The organism is Pseudomonas sp. 06C 126, assembly GCF_001855215.1.
Classification (GTDB): Bacteria; Pseudomonadota; Gammaproteobacteria; order Pseudomonadales; family Pseudomonadaceae; genus Aquipseudomonas; species Aquipseudomonas proteolytica.
This window is the reverse complement of sequence record NZ_MIFU01000108.1, coordinates 29,202-41,902: the sequence shown is the minus strand read 5'-3', so window position 1 is coordinate 41,902 and position 12,701 is coordinate 29,202. Positions and strand designations below refer to the sequence as shown.

Annotated in this window: 23 protein-coding genes; 16 read left to right on the top strand and 7 right to left on the bottom strand. The window is 57.9% G+C overall.

The genetic code is table 11. The features are described 5' to 3' along the window. Positions 1-175: 175 nt before the first annotated feature. Positions 176-559 (top strand): response regulator transcription factor, encoded by a 384-nt coding sequence (locus BHC62_RS21005; protein WP_070996012.1) that lies wholly within the window; start codon positions 176-178, stop codon positions 557-559. Positions 560-634: 75 nt separating this feature from the next. On the opposite strand, the gene BHC62_RS21000 is transcribed toward BHC62_RS21005, so the two are convergent. After that, a complete protein-coding gene (locus BHC62_RS21000; protein ID WP_070996011.1) occupies positions 635-931 on the bottom strand; it encodes a cupin domain-containing protein in 297 nt (98 codons plus the stop codon). Between the two features lie 143 nt (positions 932-1,074). Between BHC62_RS21000 and BHC62_RS20995 the strand changes: the two genes are divergently transcribed. From BHC62_RS20995 to BHC62_RS20960, 8 genes are all read left to right on the top strand, one after another. After that, positions 1,075-1,497 carry a hypothetical protein gene (locus BHC62_RS20995; RefSeq protein ID WP_070996010.1) on the top strand — a complete coding sequence of 141 codons (423 nt, stop codon included), beginning with the start codon at positions 1,075-1,077 and terminating at the stop codon, positions 1,495-1,497. Next, positions 1,494-1,685, top strand: a complete 192-nt coding sequence (locus BHC62_RS20990) for a hypothetical protein (protein WP_070996009.1) — start codon at positions 1,494-1,496, stop codon at positions 1,683-1,685. Before BHC62_RS20995 ends, BHC62_RS20990 begins: the two co-directional genes overlap by 4 nt. Then, complete coding sequence (locus tag BHC62_RS20985; protein ID WP_057959986.1) at positions 1,682-1,873, top strand: hypothetical protein; 192 nt, start codon at positions 1,682-1,684, stop codon at positions 1,871-1,873. The genes BHC62_RS20990 and BHC62_RS20985 overlap by 4 nt, the downstream gene beginning before the upstream one ends. Before the next feature lie 81 nt (positions 1,874-1,954). Next, positions 1,955-2,812 (top strand): ERF family protein, encoded by an 858-nt coding sequence (locus BHC62_RS20980; RefSeq protein ID WP_070996008.1) that lies wholly within the window; start codon positions 1,955-1,957, stop codon positions 2,810-2,812. Further along, positions 2,809-4,437, top strand: a complete 1,629-nt coding sequence (locus BHC62_RS20975; protein WP_070996007.1) for a YqaJ viral recombinase family protein — start codon at positions 2,809-2,811, stop codon at positions 4,435-4,437. Before BHC62_RS20980 ends, BHC62_RS20975 begins: the two co-directional genes overlap by 4 nt. Continuing rightward, entirely contained in the window at positions 4,434-4,676 is a 243-nt protein-coding gene (locus tag BHC62_RS20970) for a hypothetical protein (RefSeq protein ID WP_070996006.1), read from the top strand. The genes BHC62_RS20975 and BHC62_RS20970 overlap by 4 nt, the downstream gene beginning before the upstream one ends. Next, complete coding sequence (locus tag BHC62_RS20965) at positions 4,673-5,143, top strand: hypothetical protein (protein ID WP_070996005.1); 471 nt, start codon at positions 4,673-4,675, stop codon at positions 5,141-5,143. The genes BHC62_RS20970 and BHC62_RS20965 overlap by 4 nt, the downstream gene beginning before the upstream one ends. A 69-nt stretch (positions 5,144-5,212) precedes the next feature. Continuing rightward, positions 5,213-5,698: a hypothetical protein gene (locus BHC62_RS20960; protein WP_070996004.1), complete on the top strand. Its 486-nt coding sequence runs from the start codon at positions 5,213-5,215 to the stop codon at positions 5,696-5,698. 23 nt (positions 5,699-5,721) lie between these two features. Here BHC62_RS20960 and BHC62_RS20955 read toward each other — a convergent pair whose 3' ends face one another. Continuing rightward, on the bottom strand, positions 5,722-5,943 hold the full coding sequence (locus BHC62_RS20955) for a hypothetical protein (RefSeq protein WP_070996003.1): 222 nt from the start codon (positions 5,941-5,943) through the stop codon (positions 5,722-5,724). Positions 5,944-6,048: 105 nt separating this feature from the next. Between BHC62_RS20955 and BHC62_RS20950 the strand changes: the two genes are divergently transcribed. After that, positions 6,049-6,429, top strand: coding sequence for a hypothetical protein (locus tag BHC62_RS20950; RefSeq protein ID WP_070996002.1), 381 nt, complete (start codon positions 6,049-6,051; stop codon positions 6,427-6,429). 23 nt (positions 6,430-6,452) lie between these two features. On the opposite strand, the gene BHC62_RS20945 is transcribed toward BHC62_RS20950, so the two are convergent. Further along, positions 6,453-6,689 carry a hypothetical protein gene (locus tag BHC62_RS20945; protein WP_070996001.1) on the bottom strand — a complete coding sequence of 79 codons (237 nt, stop codon included), beginning with the start codon at positions 6,687-6,689 and terminating at the stop codon, positions 6,453-6,455. Between the two features lie 77 nt (positions 6,690-6,766). Continuing rightward, positions 6,767-6,961 carry a hypothetical protein gene (locus BHC62_RS20940; protein ID WP_133714888.1) on the bottom strand — a complete coding sequence of 65 codons (195 nt, stop codon included), beginning with the start codon at positions 6,959-6,961 and terminating at the stop codon, positions 6,767-6,769. 94 nt (positions 6,962-7,055) lie between these two features. On the opposite strand from BHC62_RS20940, the gene BHC62_RS27525 reads away from it, so the two are divergent. Continuing rightward, on the top strand, positions 7,056-7,307 hold the full coding sequence (locus tag BHC62_RS27525) for a hypothetical protein (protein ID WP_071610053.1): 252 nt from the start codon (positions 7,056-7,058) through the stop codon (positions 7,305-7,307). A gap of 152 nt (positions 7,308-7,459) precedes the next feature. Here BHC62_RS27525 and BHC62_RS20930 read toward each other — a convergent pair whose 3' ends face one another. Continuing rightward, positions 7,460-7,780: a hypothetical protein gene (locus BHC62_RS20930; RefSeq protein ID WP_070995998.1), complete on the bottom strand. Its 321-nt coding sequence runs from the start codon at positions 7,778-7,780 to the stop codon at positions 7,460-7,462. Positions 7,781-7,825: 45 nt separating this feature from the next. On the opposite strand from BHC62_RS20930, the gene BHC62_RS20925 reads away from it, so the two are divergent. Then, entirely contained in the window at positions 7,826-9,397 is a 1,572-nt protein-coding gene (locus tag BHC62_RS20925) for a DNA cytosine methyltransferase (RefSeq protein ID WP_070995997.1), read from the top strand. Here the strand turns inward: BHC62_RS20925 and BHC62_RS28310 are convergent. Beyond that, complete coding sequence (locus tag BHC62_RS28310) at positions 9,390-9,644, bottom strand: hypothetical protein (RefSeq protein ID WP_143007570.1); 255 nt, start codon at positions 9,642-9,644, stop codon at positions 9,390-9,392. The two genes, BHC62_RS20925 and BHC62_RS28310, sit on opposite strands and share 8 nt — an antisense overlap. 86 nt (positions 9,645-9,730) lie before the next feature. Between BHC62_RS28310 and BHC62_RS20920 the strand changes: the two genes are divergently transcribed. Beyond that, complete coding sequence (locus BHC62_RS20920; RefSeq protein ID WP_070995996.1) at positions 9,731-10,327, top strand: hypothetical protein; 597 nt, start codon at positions 9,731-9,733, stop codon at positions 10,325-10,327. Positions 10,328-10,354: 27 nt separating this feature from the next. Here BHC62_RS20920 and BHC62_RS20915 read toward each other — a convergent pair whose 3' ends face one another. Continuing rightward, a complete protein-coding gene (locus BHC62_RS20915; RefSeq protein ID WP_143007569.1) occupies positions 10,355-10,984 on the bottom strand; it encodes a hypothetical protein in 630 nt (209 codons plus the stop codon). A 140-nt stretch (positions 10,985-11,124) separates the two neighbouring features. On the opposite strand from BHC62_RS20915, the gene BHC62_RS20910 reads away from it, so the two are divergent. The 3 genes from BHC62_RS20910 to BHC62_RS20895 all read left to right on the top strand — a co-directional run bounded on the left by BHC62_RS20910 (position 11,125) and on the right by BHC62_RS20895 (position 12,693). Beyond that, a complete protein-coding gene (locus BHC62_RS20910) occupies positions 11,125-11,805 on the top strand; it encodes a hypothetical protein (protein ID WP_070995994.1) in 681 nt (226 codons plus the stop codon). After that, positions 11,802-12,068: a hypothetical protein gene (locus BHC62_RS20905; protein WP_143007568.1), complete on the top strand. Its 267-nt coding sequence runs from the start codon at positions 11,802-11,804 to the stop codon at positions 12,066-12,068. Before BHC62_RS20910 ends, BHC62_RS20905 begins: the two co-directional genes overlap by 4 nt. 394 nt (positions 12,069-12,462) lie before the next feature. Next, a complete protein-coding gene (locus tag BHC62_RS20895; protein WP_070995992.1) occupies positions 12,463-12,693 on the top strand; it encodes a hypothetical protein in 231 nt (76 codons plus the stop codon). The last annotated feature ends 8 nt before the right edge of the window (positions 12,694-12,701 follow it).

Sequence of the window (12,701 nt, the reverse complement as noted above, 5' to 3'; positions counted from 1 at the left end):
GTAGGAAGCTCGAAGCCCACCCACAGATAGCCAGCCCTGCAATCAGCAGCGGGCAACCGGCGCACATCACCGCTGACGCAACAACCCCGGCCTGTCGCCAGTAGCGAGGCCGGGGGTTTCACCGATAGGCCTTGGCAACAGGGCCTAACGGGAAACCAACCCGGGAGTCACGACGATGGAAGCAACAATCATCAACGGTTCATGGAAGGGTCACCTCGGACGTGGCCTGGCGCCGCGAGAACTTCAGTTCCTGCTTTGGATTGCCCAGGGCTTCACCTCGAAAGAGATCGCCCGCGAAGCAGGGATTGAGGCAGGCACCGTCAAGAAGCGCCTGACCAATGCGATGTTCAAGCTGGGCGTGACGAAGCGTACGGCGTTAGTGGCTGAGGCCATGAAGCGCCAGATCATCACGCCGGTTTGCTTTGTACTGGCGGCGCTGCTTGCCATGCACTCAATGATCAGTGACGACTCAATGCGTCGTGATCGCAGGGCACCGGAGAGGCGAATGGCTCAGGTTCGGATGGTGCGCCGGACGGAATGTCCTAGGTTGACCGCTTAACAGAGGCCACCAGGACAGCCTGTCGTTAACTGTCTGGTCAGCTGCGTGCGGGCCAGTTCCGGCACCTGCGGCCTTTCAAACATCAATGATGACAAGTGTCCCGTAGCTCCCAGACAAAACTGCATGCGGAACACCAGCTTCAGCCAGATAGATTTGTCCTTCTCCCACTCGCACGGATTCACCATCGACTCCCAGCAATAACTGCCCGGAGATGACTAACAATCCCTCAGTGTAGTCATGCACCTCTGCTTCAACGGACATTTCATCCATGCGCAGAACTTTGATATTGGAGCCGCCTACCCGTCCTAGAACGGTGGACTTCCAAGCTTGAGGCAAGGCCTTCGAGATCAAATCAAGATCCACCAGGGACATAGAAAACTCCTTATTTCGAACTTCCCTACTTATACCCCTCCCCACCTCTACCCGTCAGCACTTACCCCGCGCCCATCGGCAACCAGCGGAAGGCATGAGTGTTGACGAATACAGGTGAACAACCCGCCACTTTGGAGGCGACCATGTCAGCACTACGCAAGGCTCAGTTTGAGCACGACGAACAACTGCCGCCTCCGGTGAGCGAAACCTCTCAGCAATTGGCTCGCAGCGAATGGCTATACAACGCAGCCGAAGAGCTGGCCAGAGGTGGCAGCGTGGTGTTCAAGCGCCACCTGCACCCGCAGCAAGGCGTCACGGCCTACCAGTTCGCACTGGCTGTCGATGAGTACGCCAACAACCTTCTGGCCGACTGCGGCGTCGACGCTCCAGCCCTGGGCTACTTGCTGATCGCTGGGATGGCGGGCTCAAGGGTGAAGTCGGAAGCACTGGAGCTACTCGGCCGAAGCGACCACCCACTTGGGAAGCTCGGCGAGATTGCCGAACGCCTCCTTCAACCTCTGGCTGATGACGCTCTGATCGCCCAGGCCGAGGACAACGAACTGTGAGCCCCTACGTTGAGATCGATAAAGCGCTGTTTGCGCTTAAAGATCCAGATAAGCCCGCCCTCGACGAGATCTTGGCCGAGGGTTTGATCGTGCGTCACTTCACCTCGGGCGCCATCAACGCAGAAGAATTTCATTGGTATAGCGCACGCCTCCTGGATGTAAGCCGGCGGCGTAAGGAGAAGGCATGACTACCGCACCGGTTAAATCACTGGTCGACGAGCAGCTCGAAGATATCAGCGCTCATAACCTTCGCGAGGCCTACAGCCTGGCCGAACGCCGCGGCTTCTTCGGTGCGCCAGTTGAGCAGTACGCAGAGCCTGGTTATGGCGGTCGAGTGCTTCAGGTGCTCCGCTATAGAGTTCAACAGCAGAGCTAAACCTACGTCCGGCCCGCCCTTCAATATCCCCCAAGCACCCAATAATTTTGAACGCTGCGAACATCGCGGCAAGGAATCCCCATGTCCGCAGAGAGAAAGCCCAGCCCTATTGTGGAAGATGCTGAGTCGAGTGTGGTTACCACTATCGATCCCCGTCGCTCGCAAAGTGTGTCGACTGATATTTCAGCTCAAAGCAGTGATGCCGCCAGCATCATGTCCGTGATCATCCAGGTCGCCACCAATCCAAATGTCGATGTCGGAAACATGGAGCGGCTGATGCAAATGCACGAGCGTCACGTCGATCGACAGGCGTCAGTTGCATTCAGTATTGCGATGGTCAGCGCCCAGAAACGAATCAAGCCGGTGACACGTAATGCTCTCAACAAGCACACGGCCAGCACCTACGCCAGACTTGAAGATATCGACCGAGAGATCAGCCCGATTTTCACGGAGGAAGGCTTTTCGCTTTCCTTCGGAACTGCTGACTCTCGCCTGCCAGGCCATCTTCGCGTCACCTGTGAATGCATGCACGCAGGCGGCCATACGAAGCTATATCAGCTCGACCTTCCAATTGACGCTGCTGGATCAGGCGGAAAGACAAACAAGACCGGAGTGCAGGCGAACGGCTCAACTATCAGCTATGGCCGGCGATACCTGACCCAGATGATTTTCAACGTCACCACAACAGATGACGACGATGACGGGAACTCGGGAGCCCCCCTTCCCAAGGATTCGCCACCAGAGCCTGAGGCCCTTCCACCGTATCCAGCTGAAAAGTTCGCTGAAAACTTCCCTAAGTGGGTTGCCATGATTCTGGGCGGGCAAAAGACAGCGGAGCACATCGTCGTGATGCTTGGACTGAAAGCAACCCTGACCGAACACCAGAAAAAAACCATTCTCGCAATCATCGCCCCATCACAAGAAGGAGACGCGACATGAAAATTCATAACGTAGTTCAAGGCTCTGCCGAGTGGCACGCTCTGCGCGCGCAGCATTTCACAGCCTCTGAAGCTCCCGCCATGATGGGCGCATCGAAGTATCAAACGCGGACCGATCTGCTGGCGATTAAGAAGACCGGGATCACGCCCGACGTCACGCATTCCCAGCAGTTCATCTTCGACAAAGGCCACGCTACTGAAGCCCTGGCCCGCCCACTGACTGAGGCGTTGATCGGCGAAGAGCTGTATCCGATCGTTGCGACCGAGGGCAACCTGCTGGCCTCCATGGATGGCGCCACGATGCTCGGCGAGACACTGTTCGAGCACAAACTGTGGAATGAGTCAGTCGTGGCCCAGTTGAAAGCCGGCGACCTGGCTCCGCACTACTACTGGCAGCTTGAGCAGCAACTGCTGGTAAGCGGCGCTGAACGAGTGATCTTTGTTTGCTCGGACGGCACCCCGGAGAACTTCGTGCACATGGAATACCGGCCCGTCGCCGGGCGCGCGGCCCAGTTGATCGAAGGCTGGAAACAGTTCGAGGCAGACCTGTCCAACTTCGAAATGGCCGACGCTCCTTCAATCGTAGTCGGCAAGGCACCTGATGAACTGCCAGCCCTGCGCATCGAGCTGACCGGCATGGTCACCGCCAGCAACCTGAAGGTGTTTGAAGATTCGGCACTGGCCGTCATCGACTCGGTGAAAACCACGCTCTCCACCGACCAAGACTTCGCCGACGCCAAGAAGGCGGTCAAGTGGTGTGGCGATGTCGAGGAGGCTGTCGCTGTCGCCAAGAAACAGGCTCTGTCGCAGACCCAAAGCATCGACGAGCTGTTTTCGTCGTTGGATCGCATCAGTGCCCATGCTCGCGAGACTCGCCTGAAGGTCGACAAGCTGGTGAAGGCTCAAGAGCTGTTGGTGAAGACCAACATCAAGCAAAAAGCCGAGCTGGCACTGGCGGATCACATTGCCGCAATCAACAAGACCCTTGGCAAAGTCACGCTGCCTCCTGTCGTTTCGGACTTCGCCGGCGCCATGAAGAACAAACGCACAATTGCCAGCCTCCAGGACGCAGTTGATACCGAGCTGGCCCGGGCGAAGATCGATGCAAGTCAGGCAGCGGAAAGTATTCGCTTGAATCTGACCAGCCTGGCGGAGCTCGCCGTTGATTACGCCTTCCTGTTCAGCGACGTGCAGCAACTGGTGACCAAGGCCAATGATGACCTGGTGACGCTGATCAAATTCCGTATCTCGGAACACCAGAAGGCGGAACAGGATAAGGCCGACGCGAAGCGAATCGCCGACGAACAAGAGGCCCAGCGCCTGGCAGCCTTCAAGTCAGATCCGGTCGTGGAGAAAGTTTCGACATCAGAGCCCGTCCGCACCGCTCCTGTCCAGACGGCGGCCCCCGTAGCCCAGGCCACAACGTCAGTAACGAGCCATGCGGTCGAGCAGGTAGCGCTGCAGGCCAACGTGACGGACTTCGAGGTTCTGGTGAAAGCCGTGGCATATGGTCAGGCGCCAATCACCGTCCTCCTGGTCAACTGGGAAGCGCTCGACACGATGGTCGCAGAGCAGGGATCAAGCTTCAGCATGGCCGGGGTGACGCTGGCCAAGGCGGCAGCATGATTAGCAACCACCTCAGCCTGGTTAAGCAGCAGCGTCAGCACGCAGAATCAATATCGGTGCGCACGGCGCAGTTCCTGGCAGCCGGCGGAACGATCTACCTGGGCGAAAGCCCGGCGATCAACCCTCCACCGCCGAAGCGCTCCACCAAGATCGATCCCGAAACCATCCTCAAGCGCCGCAAGCCGCCTATCACAGCGGCAGAACGTAAGGCGCTGCGCAAACTCGCGGAGGCATTGTGAGCAAACGCAAGGCGCATAACCTGCAGGCCCGCATTGCCCGGTCGTGCCGGTCGTTGCTGGCATCCAACCGCGTCGCCGTCGTGAACATCGACCCCTGCGGCCGCCAGGGCATGATCAATTACAAGTCGCTGAAGAACATTGCGCCGGGGAAGATTGGCCAGGCCGTCTGCAGCATTCCCCACCGGTGGACGATCTACCTCAGCGCGCTTTGCATCGACGCCCGCGGCGACCGCTACAGCAAATCGGTGGAGGTGGCGCCCGATGGCGTTTATCTCTCCGACCACCTGGAAGACGTGATCGAGCACTGCTACAAGAAGCTGCGCGACGAGGCGAATCAAAGCCAGATGGTGGCTTCAGGTTGGATTGCCATTCCCGAGGCTTTATCACTGGAAGAGGCGCACGCCGCGCGGATCTTCGAAGCGGTCGGCGCGTGGAATCAGCAGAAGGTCGCTACATGCGCCGAATAGCCTGCACCCAGCAACGCAAACATCAAACCTGGCTCGCACTGCCGGCCAGCGGAATAGAAGAGGCAGGCCATGGCAGCCGAACAGAAGGAGCGCACGGCAAAGCTTGCCGAGAAGCGGCAGGAACTGGGCGAGCAGGAGTTGCGGCACACGGTACCGCACGGCACCCGGCAGATGCTCGACGAGTTGATGCTCTGGCATAAGGTCGAGGAAGTCAGCGAGGCGGTGCAACTGCTGGTGCTGAATGGCCGGGCCGAGGATCTGCCGCCGGCGCCGCCGAAGGTCAAAGGCACCTCCGACATCATTCGCCATTACTTCCGTCAGGGGATGCGCGACCGCCTTGCAGCACTCACCGCAGACCTGGGCGAAAAGAAGGACCGCGCGACGATCTGGCGACTGATCGTGCATGCACACTCACTGGGCGCCGAGAGGTCCGCATCAATGTTCGAGATTAAGCGCCACGGAATCGACATAACTCAAAACGTGGCGCGTAAATTACGGCAGGCTGGCTTTGCCGAATCACTCCAAATGAACGCCGAAGAAGAAGGCGACGAATAGTCCAGCCCGCTCACCGCACAAGGTCATGCATCCTCGGCAAACAAACGATCTTTAATCAGCTGAACGGCCTTGTGAAAGCCCCGTTCCTCTTTGGCCTCATGAAGAGGCACGGTTCGCTCGCTGTGATCGCCCTTACGGGTTATGTATTCGATCACGTAGCTGAACTGATGAGTCTCTTCATCGAACTCCAAATAAAAGAACTGCTCATCACCCATTTTATCCAGATAACCGACCTGCTTTCGCATGTTCACTCCTTGATCCGACCCAGTGCCAGACATCTGTCATACCCCAACCAAAACCAAATTGCCACCACCGGAAGCCGGAGGGCGGCGCCTGACTGGAGATAATCCATGAGCCACAACTGCGCATACGTTCGGCAGCACTATCAGGTGCCCGCCGAAGTCGGCCGCCGCGTCATCGCCAACGGTGAGCCTGGCGTGATCATGGCCGACCGTGGCCACTACATCGGAGTCATCCTCGACAGCGACCCGAAGAAGCGCATTCGAAACTACCACCCAACTTGGGAGATGCAGTACGGCGAGATGGCAGAGAAGCTGCCACTGAAGCGCTACCAGGTTTTGGTCGCTGGCTGGGACTGGTGGGACATCACCAACCGAACAATTGTTGATATGTTCGCCAGCACGCCTTCACAGGCCAAGTACAAGGCCTACGAGAGCTGCGAGTACCACGACATCGAGTGCATCTTCGGCTTCAAGGTTCGCCGGGCCTGACCCTCCGGCGCTGCCAACCCCAGCTATTTTCCCAGCAAGTGCTTGTCGATGGCCTCTGCCGCCAGAGTTCTCGCAGCGGTCATGGCATCGCTCTCTGTCTCCCAGCCCTGGATCGATGCTCCAATTTTTTCCTCTTTCTGAGACAGTGCGGCGGACACGTCAAACCGAAGAACGGCGCCCGAAGAGCTCAGGAAATAGGTAACTTCAACGTTCATACCTCGATATGCGAAGTCTGCTTTTTTTAGTTCTAGGTTGACCAACTCTTTCTCCTTTATCCGGCTCCATGCCGGTCACCCGTAATACCCCATCTCAACGAATCACGCCAGCCGCCTTGGCCCTAACGCTTTTTGTTCGTATCGGGAATAAAGCTACCCAAGAAAAAGACAGTCGCAGGCCCTATGAGCCAAGCGGCGGTCGTTCCCGGACTGACAATAGGTAAGGCGATAGCAATTGCAAACAAGCCTACCCCTGTCCATAGCCGCTTACGCGGCGTGAACCACTCGCGGAACACTTCAAGCTTTTTACTGGCCATTGCCACTCTCCCCGACAACTCACTCGAAAAGATTATCACTTCTATCAACGAATCACGCCAGCCGGCGAGGCAGGCGCACACCTGGAGATAACCCATGAGCACCTTTGCAGTGTTTGGAATGACCCTCGATGTCGCCAAGACAGAGGCCCGCAAGAAGACGGCTGGCACCAGGAAGAACGCCAAAGCTCCTGGCGGCGTCGAGCCGATACCGGAAGCCGAGTGGCTGGAGCTGGTCGCCAAGCGTACCGAGAAGATTATGGGGGGGGTACGGTCCGCCAGCTCTCACCGCTCTTCGATGCCCCGCAGTACGCCGAGCAGTTCATTGAGTTGGCCCGCAAGACGCTGAGATGCCGCGACATGCAGATCAGAGCCAAGGCTGTGCTGGTGGACGCCAAGGGCAAGCCGATCATCAACCCCAAAACAAAGGCGCCCCGCGTGGGGTTTTCGGAGTGGCCGCCGAAGCAACAAGACCAGGCCGCATAGCCGGCATCAATGTGGCTACATATCAAAAAATCCACGCGGGGACGAATGGCGCGTGATAGTCCATAGCCCATCCTCTTTTCCGGTAGACAGATGAATGTTTTTTGACCTGCCGCACAAGTCGGAAACGCGCTCAGGGCTCATGCATACGCCTCTACTGATCGCCTTGGTCGTTCTAAAGGATACCGCATCCGGCTTTACCGATTCCGCAACCAGCCATTTGTAGATCTTCCGCGCATCCCAAACATCTACGACCTTGAGCCGGAGGCTGTTGGCAAAAAAACCGATTAACGCACAGCCAATGTTAATGGCAACGCTGGTCAGGGTTGACTCATCCATAAGTAATTCCTTTTGAGTCTGCAAAAATTGAACAGAGAATGCCTCATGGCCATCACTTACGGAAGCGTGTGCAGCGGCATCGAAGCCGCGACACAAGCGTGGCACCCGCTGGGCATGCGCGCCGCCTGGTTCGCCGAGATTGAGCCATTCCCCTCGGCGGTCCTGGCCCACCACTACCCGGACGTGCCGAACCACGGCGACATGACCAAGCTGGCCGCTCTGGTGCTGGCCGGCAAGATCCCGGCGCCGGACGTCTTGGTCGGCGGCACCCCATGCCAGGCCTTCTCGGTCGCAGGTATGCGGGAAGGCCTCACCGACCCGCGCGGCGCCCTCACCATCAAATACGTGGAGCTTGCAGATGCAGTTGACTATGTTCGAGCAGGCCAGCGAAAGCCCGCCAGCGTTATCGTCTGGGAGAACGTCCCCGGCGTCCTCAGCGACAAAGGGAACGCCTTCGGATGCTTTCTTGGCGCGCTTGCTGGGGAGGACTGCGAGCTGCAGCCTCCAAGGAAGAAATGGCAGGACGCTGGTTGTGTGTATGGACCCAAAAGAACAATCGCGTGGCGGGTCCTGGACGCCCAATATTTCGGCCTGGCCCAACGACGCCGTCGTGTGTTCGTTGTCGCAAGTGCTCGAGACGGGTTCGATCCCGCCGAGGTACTTTTTGAGCGCGAAGGCGTGCGCCGGGATACTGCGCCGCGCCGAAGCGAGAAAGCGGACTCTCCCGCCGGCACTCTTAGAAGCACTGACGGCGGCAGCGATGTCGATCACGCAGTAGCAGGTCATCTCCAGCCAACCGCATTCGGCGGCGGCGCCAACTGCGAACAGACCGAAGTAGCTACGGCTCTCAGCGCGCACCCTGGCGGTACAAGGATGGATGCTGAAACCGAAACGTTCGTTGTGACCGCACCGCTCACAACAAACCAGTACGGCGACCATGAAAGTCGGGAAAGCCTGCTGGTCGTGGCCGGCACGCTTCAGGCCGGCGGTAAGGCGGCCGGCAGCGCAACCCAACAGGATGCCGAATCAGGCTTGCTGGTGGTGCATGGCACGCAAGACCCTGGTGTCAGCGAAAGGCTTGCCTTTGCCCTGGGCCGGAACAACGGGCAGGAAAACGCAGTACTCGCGTTCTCCTGCAAGGATCATGGCGCAGATGCTGGAGTAATCGCACCTACGCTGCGCGCAATGAATCACTCAGGCAGCCACGCCAACGCCGGCGGCCAGGTGGCCGTGTGTATCACCGGTGATGTCACACACACCCTGAAGGCTGAGGGTTTCGACGGCAGCGAGGACGGTACCGGGCGCGGCCAGCCGATTGTTGCATGTCGAGAAGTGGCCCAGACGCTGACCTGCAACTACGGGAAGCAGGTCGACAACACTGATTCAGCCCTGGGCCCCAACGTAGTGTCCTTTACCAGCTCAGTGCGCCGCCTCACGCCGAGGGAGTGCGAACGCCTTCAGGGCTTCCCCGACGACTACACGCGCATCCATTGGCGAGGAAGGGTTTTGGGTTTGTGCCCAGACGGTCCCCGCTACAAGGCAATCGGTAACAGCAAGGCCGTAACCGTGGTTCGCTGGATTGGCCGGCGCCTGCTGCAACAGCTGGCGGTCAACTAGAAAAGAGCTGGTAGTAGGCGATTTCAGCCCTGGAAATTACTGCAGGCAGTCCAGCTGCAATGAAGCCATTGATGCACGCCCTAGTAGCTGGCACGTTGAATCGATTGCCTCGTTCCCTCATCTCGGCCAGCACCGTTGATGAAATTAGGTACTTCCCACAGCCCGGGCATTCGACATCCCTGAACTCGCCTACTGAATACCGCTCCTTGCCCTTTCCGCCGCAGATAACACATACGTAATTATCCATCACCACCTCCGTTTGGCTTGTAGCAGAACTTTAGCTCATCCCCTATCAAACTCCACCGCCCGGGCATGGCCCGGCAAGGATTCCCGATGCCTACAGAAAACCAAACCCCCAAGCCCGCGCTGAGCCTTGCTACCGGCTGCGACCTGGATGCTGCTACCTGGGCCGACTTCGTGACCCGCCTTCGCCATGACTGCGTTGGTGCTGGCGTGCATGATCACTGCACCTCTGAAGCGACCTTCATCGTCCAGGCCAGACGAATCGTCTACGGGATAGACACCGACTACAGCGACAAACGCGTGCTTATCAATCACTGCAATGAGGGTGAGTGGTTCTCGCCAAAGGATTACTGGGACGAACAAGACGAAGATGAGCGGGCCTCCTTGAACAAGGCTATGCAGGCTTGGTCAGGATGCCAGTTCATGAAGGCGGACGAGTCGGATCAGTGGTACGTCCTCGGCGAGCTGGAAGGACATGCGGTCACTGGCTGGTGCGAAAACTGGGAGTACATCAACGCGCACTTCACCAAAGACGCCGCCGAGGCATTCATCCGGCGCAAGAAGCACGACTATGGCAAAGGCATGCGGGTCTACGTCGAATCCCAGTATTACGCCTGGGAGTTCAACGCCATCAAGGAAGCGATCCTTGACGGCACGCTAACTTATATACCGAAAGTAATTGAGTAATTCTAGAAAAAGAAAATCGATGGATAATTAATACTGTTCCAAATCATCCAGCTCAGTAATCCATTTCTGCAAAGAAATTATGTTTGCATCTAACTGTTGGAGCATGCCAGGCGTGAGAACCGAATGGGTGCTGTCCATTATTGCAGCTGAAAACTCTCCATAACTGGCAACTTCTCGCATCCCCACGACGAAATGAACCATTTCAACACTCAGCGCCACCACTGAAAGTTCTCTAAGCATTGCAGCAGCCTGCTTGGCATCGTGAGCAGAAGCCCTGGCGCCGTCGAGTGGGGTAAATGAGCCTCTACGAAGTTGAAAATCCATAAGCCCCTTACGCAATCGCTTCTGAACGCCCAGCAAATGATCCATGAGAGCCCTTGTGGCTTGCAACCCGTCAGATCGAACCTTCAAATCTTTATCTTGAAGTTGCTTCTGCTGTTGGTAGCCCTGATAAGCAGGCACAGATATTGCCACGATCACCGCTAACAACCCACCGATTGCCTGGGCCCATCCCGCACTATCTGGCGGCAACCACCCATTTTTTACCCAGTAGGCAACAGAGCCGACAAGAACCCAGCTGCTTGAGCTAAGAAATATAAGGGCCCAAATCAATGTCACCGCGTAACGGGCTACCGTCCCTGAAAAATGATTACTCAATCTACGACGTTCCAAACGACCAAAATTATCCGGTGAGAATACCTCTGTAAATATGCGGGTAACTAGTTTTTTTAGTTAGTGCAAAAACCTGTAACCCCTACTCCCTTCAAAGTCAGCCGCTATAGCAGCAAGGAATCCGCATGTCTCAAGCGAAGGAACGCCCCATTCTGTTCTCGGCGCCGATAGTGCGCGCCATCCTGGAAGGCCGGAAGACGGTCACGCGCCGGGCAATGAAGTGCCAGCCCGACGCGGATGCCAGCATCACGGTTGAGTCGTACAACGTGGCAGTAACCAATCGTCGCGGCTACCAAGAGGCAGGGCCAGAGATATTTGGCGCCTGGTGGCGTGATGGCGAGTCTGGGTGCAAGTGCCCCTACGGCAAGCCAGGCGACCGGCTGTGGGTGCGCGAGACTTTCATCGATCTGCGCGGCACCGGTGTTGAGCATCGCCCAGACCCGGACGGCCCGCTCCAGCGCTACGCCTACGCTGCCGACTGCCGCCCTGGGTCACACAGCGACGAGGCAAGGAAAGACTTCGGCCTGAAGTACAAGCCCAGCATCCACATGCCTCGCGCTGCCTGCCGCATCCTGCTGGAGATCACCGACGTGCGCGTCGAGCGGTTGCAGGACATCACCTACGAGCAGGCGGCTGCCGAGGGCGTTCACCGAGGCCCGCTACGCGAGTGGTGCGCGAGCGACGAAGGTGGCGCCTGCCACAAGTACCCGGTGCCCGCCTTCCGCGATCTCTGGCAATCCGTCGGCGGCAACTGGGACGCCAACCCGTGGGTCTGGGTGGTCGAGTTCAAGCGGGTGACGCCATGAGCGATTCCCCGAAGAGTCTCGGCTGGATGGACCACGGAAAGACAGATTGCGGCCTCTTGGTAATGAGTCGATGGGATAGCCCGGATCGCGATGACAACGCCAAAGACCTGCAGCGCTTTGTGAAAGATGTGAAGCGAAGCGGGCTCAACCACTCCCGCATTGAGCGCTGCGAAGGCGATCAATTCCCGGAATGGGTTGGCGAGCTCCATTGCGACGATACGCAATGCCAGTGCCGACGTTTCCTTCGCATCAAACAAGCCTAACCCCAATCCCCCTACATGCCTGCCGGTGAGCGAACTCACGGTAACTGGCTGTCGATCCATCGCTCCGCAGCTGCCATCGCATCACCCAGTGCCGACGGATAGTCAGGCCATGGACCCGTCAACTCGGCGGCAACTTCGCCCAATCCTTCAACGGCTGCCGGCTCGATGATTCTCGCAAATGCGGGTACGTCATCGTTTGGTCGCCTCCATTCGAACTTGAGAAACAACGTATGCCCCCGATAGGCGTGAACGACTGGAACATCAAGATTGTGTGGCACGCGCCCTCCCTGACACAGAAACCAAATTGAGCCGTGTTTGTAGCCCTTATCCGTCCCCATTTCCATCGAGGCAATTTGCTATCAACTTCTGCTGCCCAGCGTGGCGAGGACACCCCATGTACGCAACGAAACTCACCCTGCTCATCACGGCCATCGTGTTGTACGTGGCGGGGTCCATCTTCTGGTTTTTCTGGCAGGTGCCGGAGCTGCTCTCCACCGGTACCGACCAACACCTGATCGCAGCATTCGCCGGCACCGTCGCCTGGATGCTACTCACCTTCGGTTTCATCATCCACATCATCAAGACAGCGCGGCCTACTGGCCCGCATGACAGTCCCCGGGCATAGAGGTGCAC

Coding starts and splice junctions, on each gene's coding strand:
- BHC62_RS21005 (WP_070996012.1), top strand. CDS start 176: ATGGAAGCAACAATCATCAACGGTTCATGGAAGGGTCACCTCGGACGT.
- BHC62_RS21000 (WP_070996011.1), bottom strand. CDS start 931: ATGTCCCTGGTGGATCTTGATTTGATCTCGAAGGCCTTGCCTCAAGCT.
- BHC62_RS20995 (WP_070996010.1), top strand. CDS start 1,075: ATGTCAGCACTACGCAAGGCTCAGTTTGAGCACGACGAACAACTGCCG.
- BHC62_RS20985 (WP_057959986.1), top strand. CDS start 1,682: ATGACTACCGCACCGGTTAAATCACTGGTCGACGAGCAGCTCGAAGAT.
- BHC62_RS20980 (WP_070996008.1), top strand. CDS start 1,955: ATGTCCGCAGAGAGAAAGCCCAGCCCTATTGTGGAAGATGCTGAGTCG.
- BHC62_RS20975 (WP_070996007.1), top strand. CDS start 2,809: ATGAAAATTCATAACGTAGTTCAAGGCTCTGCCGAGTGGCACGCTCTG.
- BHC62_RS20970 (WP_070996006.1), top strand. CDS start 4,434: ATGATTAGCAACCACCTCAGCCTGGTTAAGCAGCAGCGTCAGCACGCA.
- BHC62_RS20960 (WP_070996004.1), top strand. CDS start 5,213: ATGGCAGCCGAACAGAAGGAGCGCACGGCAAAGCTTGCCGAGAAGCGG.
- BHC62_RS20955 (WP_070996003.1), bottom strand. CDS start 5,943: ATGCGAAAGCAGGTCGGTTATCTGGATAAAATGGGTGATGAGCAGTTC.
- BHC62_RS20950 (WP_070996002.1), top strand. CDS start 6,049: ATGAGCCACAACTGCGCATACGTTCGGCAGCACTATCAGGTGCCCGCC.
- BHC62_RS20940 (WP_133714888.1), bottom strand. CDS start 6,961: ATGGCCAGTAAAAAGCTTGAAGTGTTCCGCGAGTGGTTCACGCCGCGT.
- BHC62_RS27525 (WP_071610053.1), top strand. CDS start 7,056: ATGAGCACCTTTGCAGTGTTTGGAATGACCCTCGATGTCGCCAAGACA.
- BHC62_RS20930 (WP_070995998.1), bottom strand. CDS start 7,780: ATGGATGAGTCAACCCTGACCAGCGTTGCCATTAACATTGGCTGTGCG.
- BHC62_RS20925 (WP_070995997.1), top strand. CDS start 7,826: ATGGCCATCACTTACGGAAGCGTGTGCAGCGGCATCGAAGCCGCGACA.
- BHC62_RS28310 (WP_143007570.1), bottom strand. CDS start 9,644: ATGGATAATTACGTATGTGTTATCTGCGGCGGAAAGGGCAAGGAGCGG.
- BHC62_RS20920 (WP_070995996.1), top strand. CDS start 9,731: ATGCCTACAGAAAACCAAACCCCCAAGCCCGCGCTGAGCCTTGCTACC.
- BHC62_RS20910 (WP_070995994.1), top strand. CDS start 11,125: ATGTCTCAAGCGAAGGAACGCCCCATTCTGTTCTCGGCGCCGATAGTG.
- BHC62_RS20905 (WP_143007568.1), top strand. CDS start 11,802: ATGAGCGATTCCCCGAAGAGTCTCGGCTGGATGGACCACGGAAAGACA.
- BHC62_RS20895 (WP_070995992.1), top strand. CDS start 12,463: ATGTACGCAACGAAACTCACCCTGCTCATCACGGCCATCGTGTTGTAC.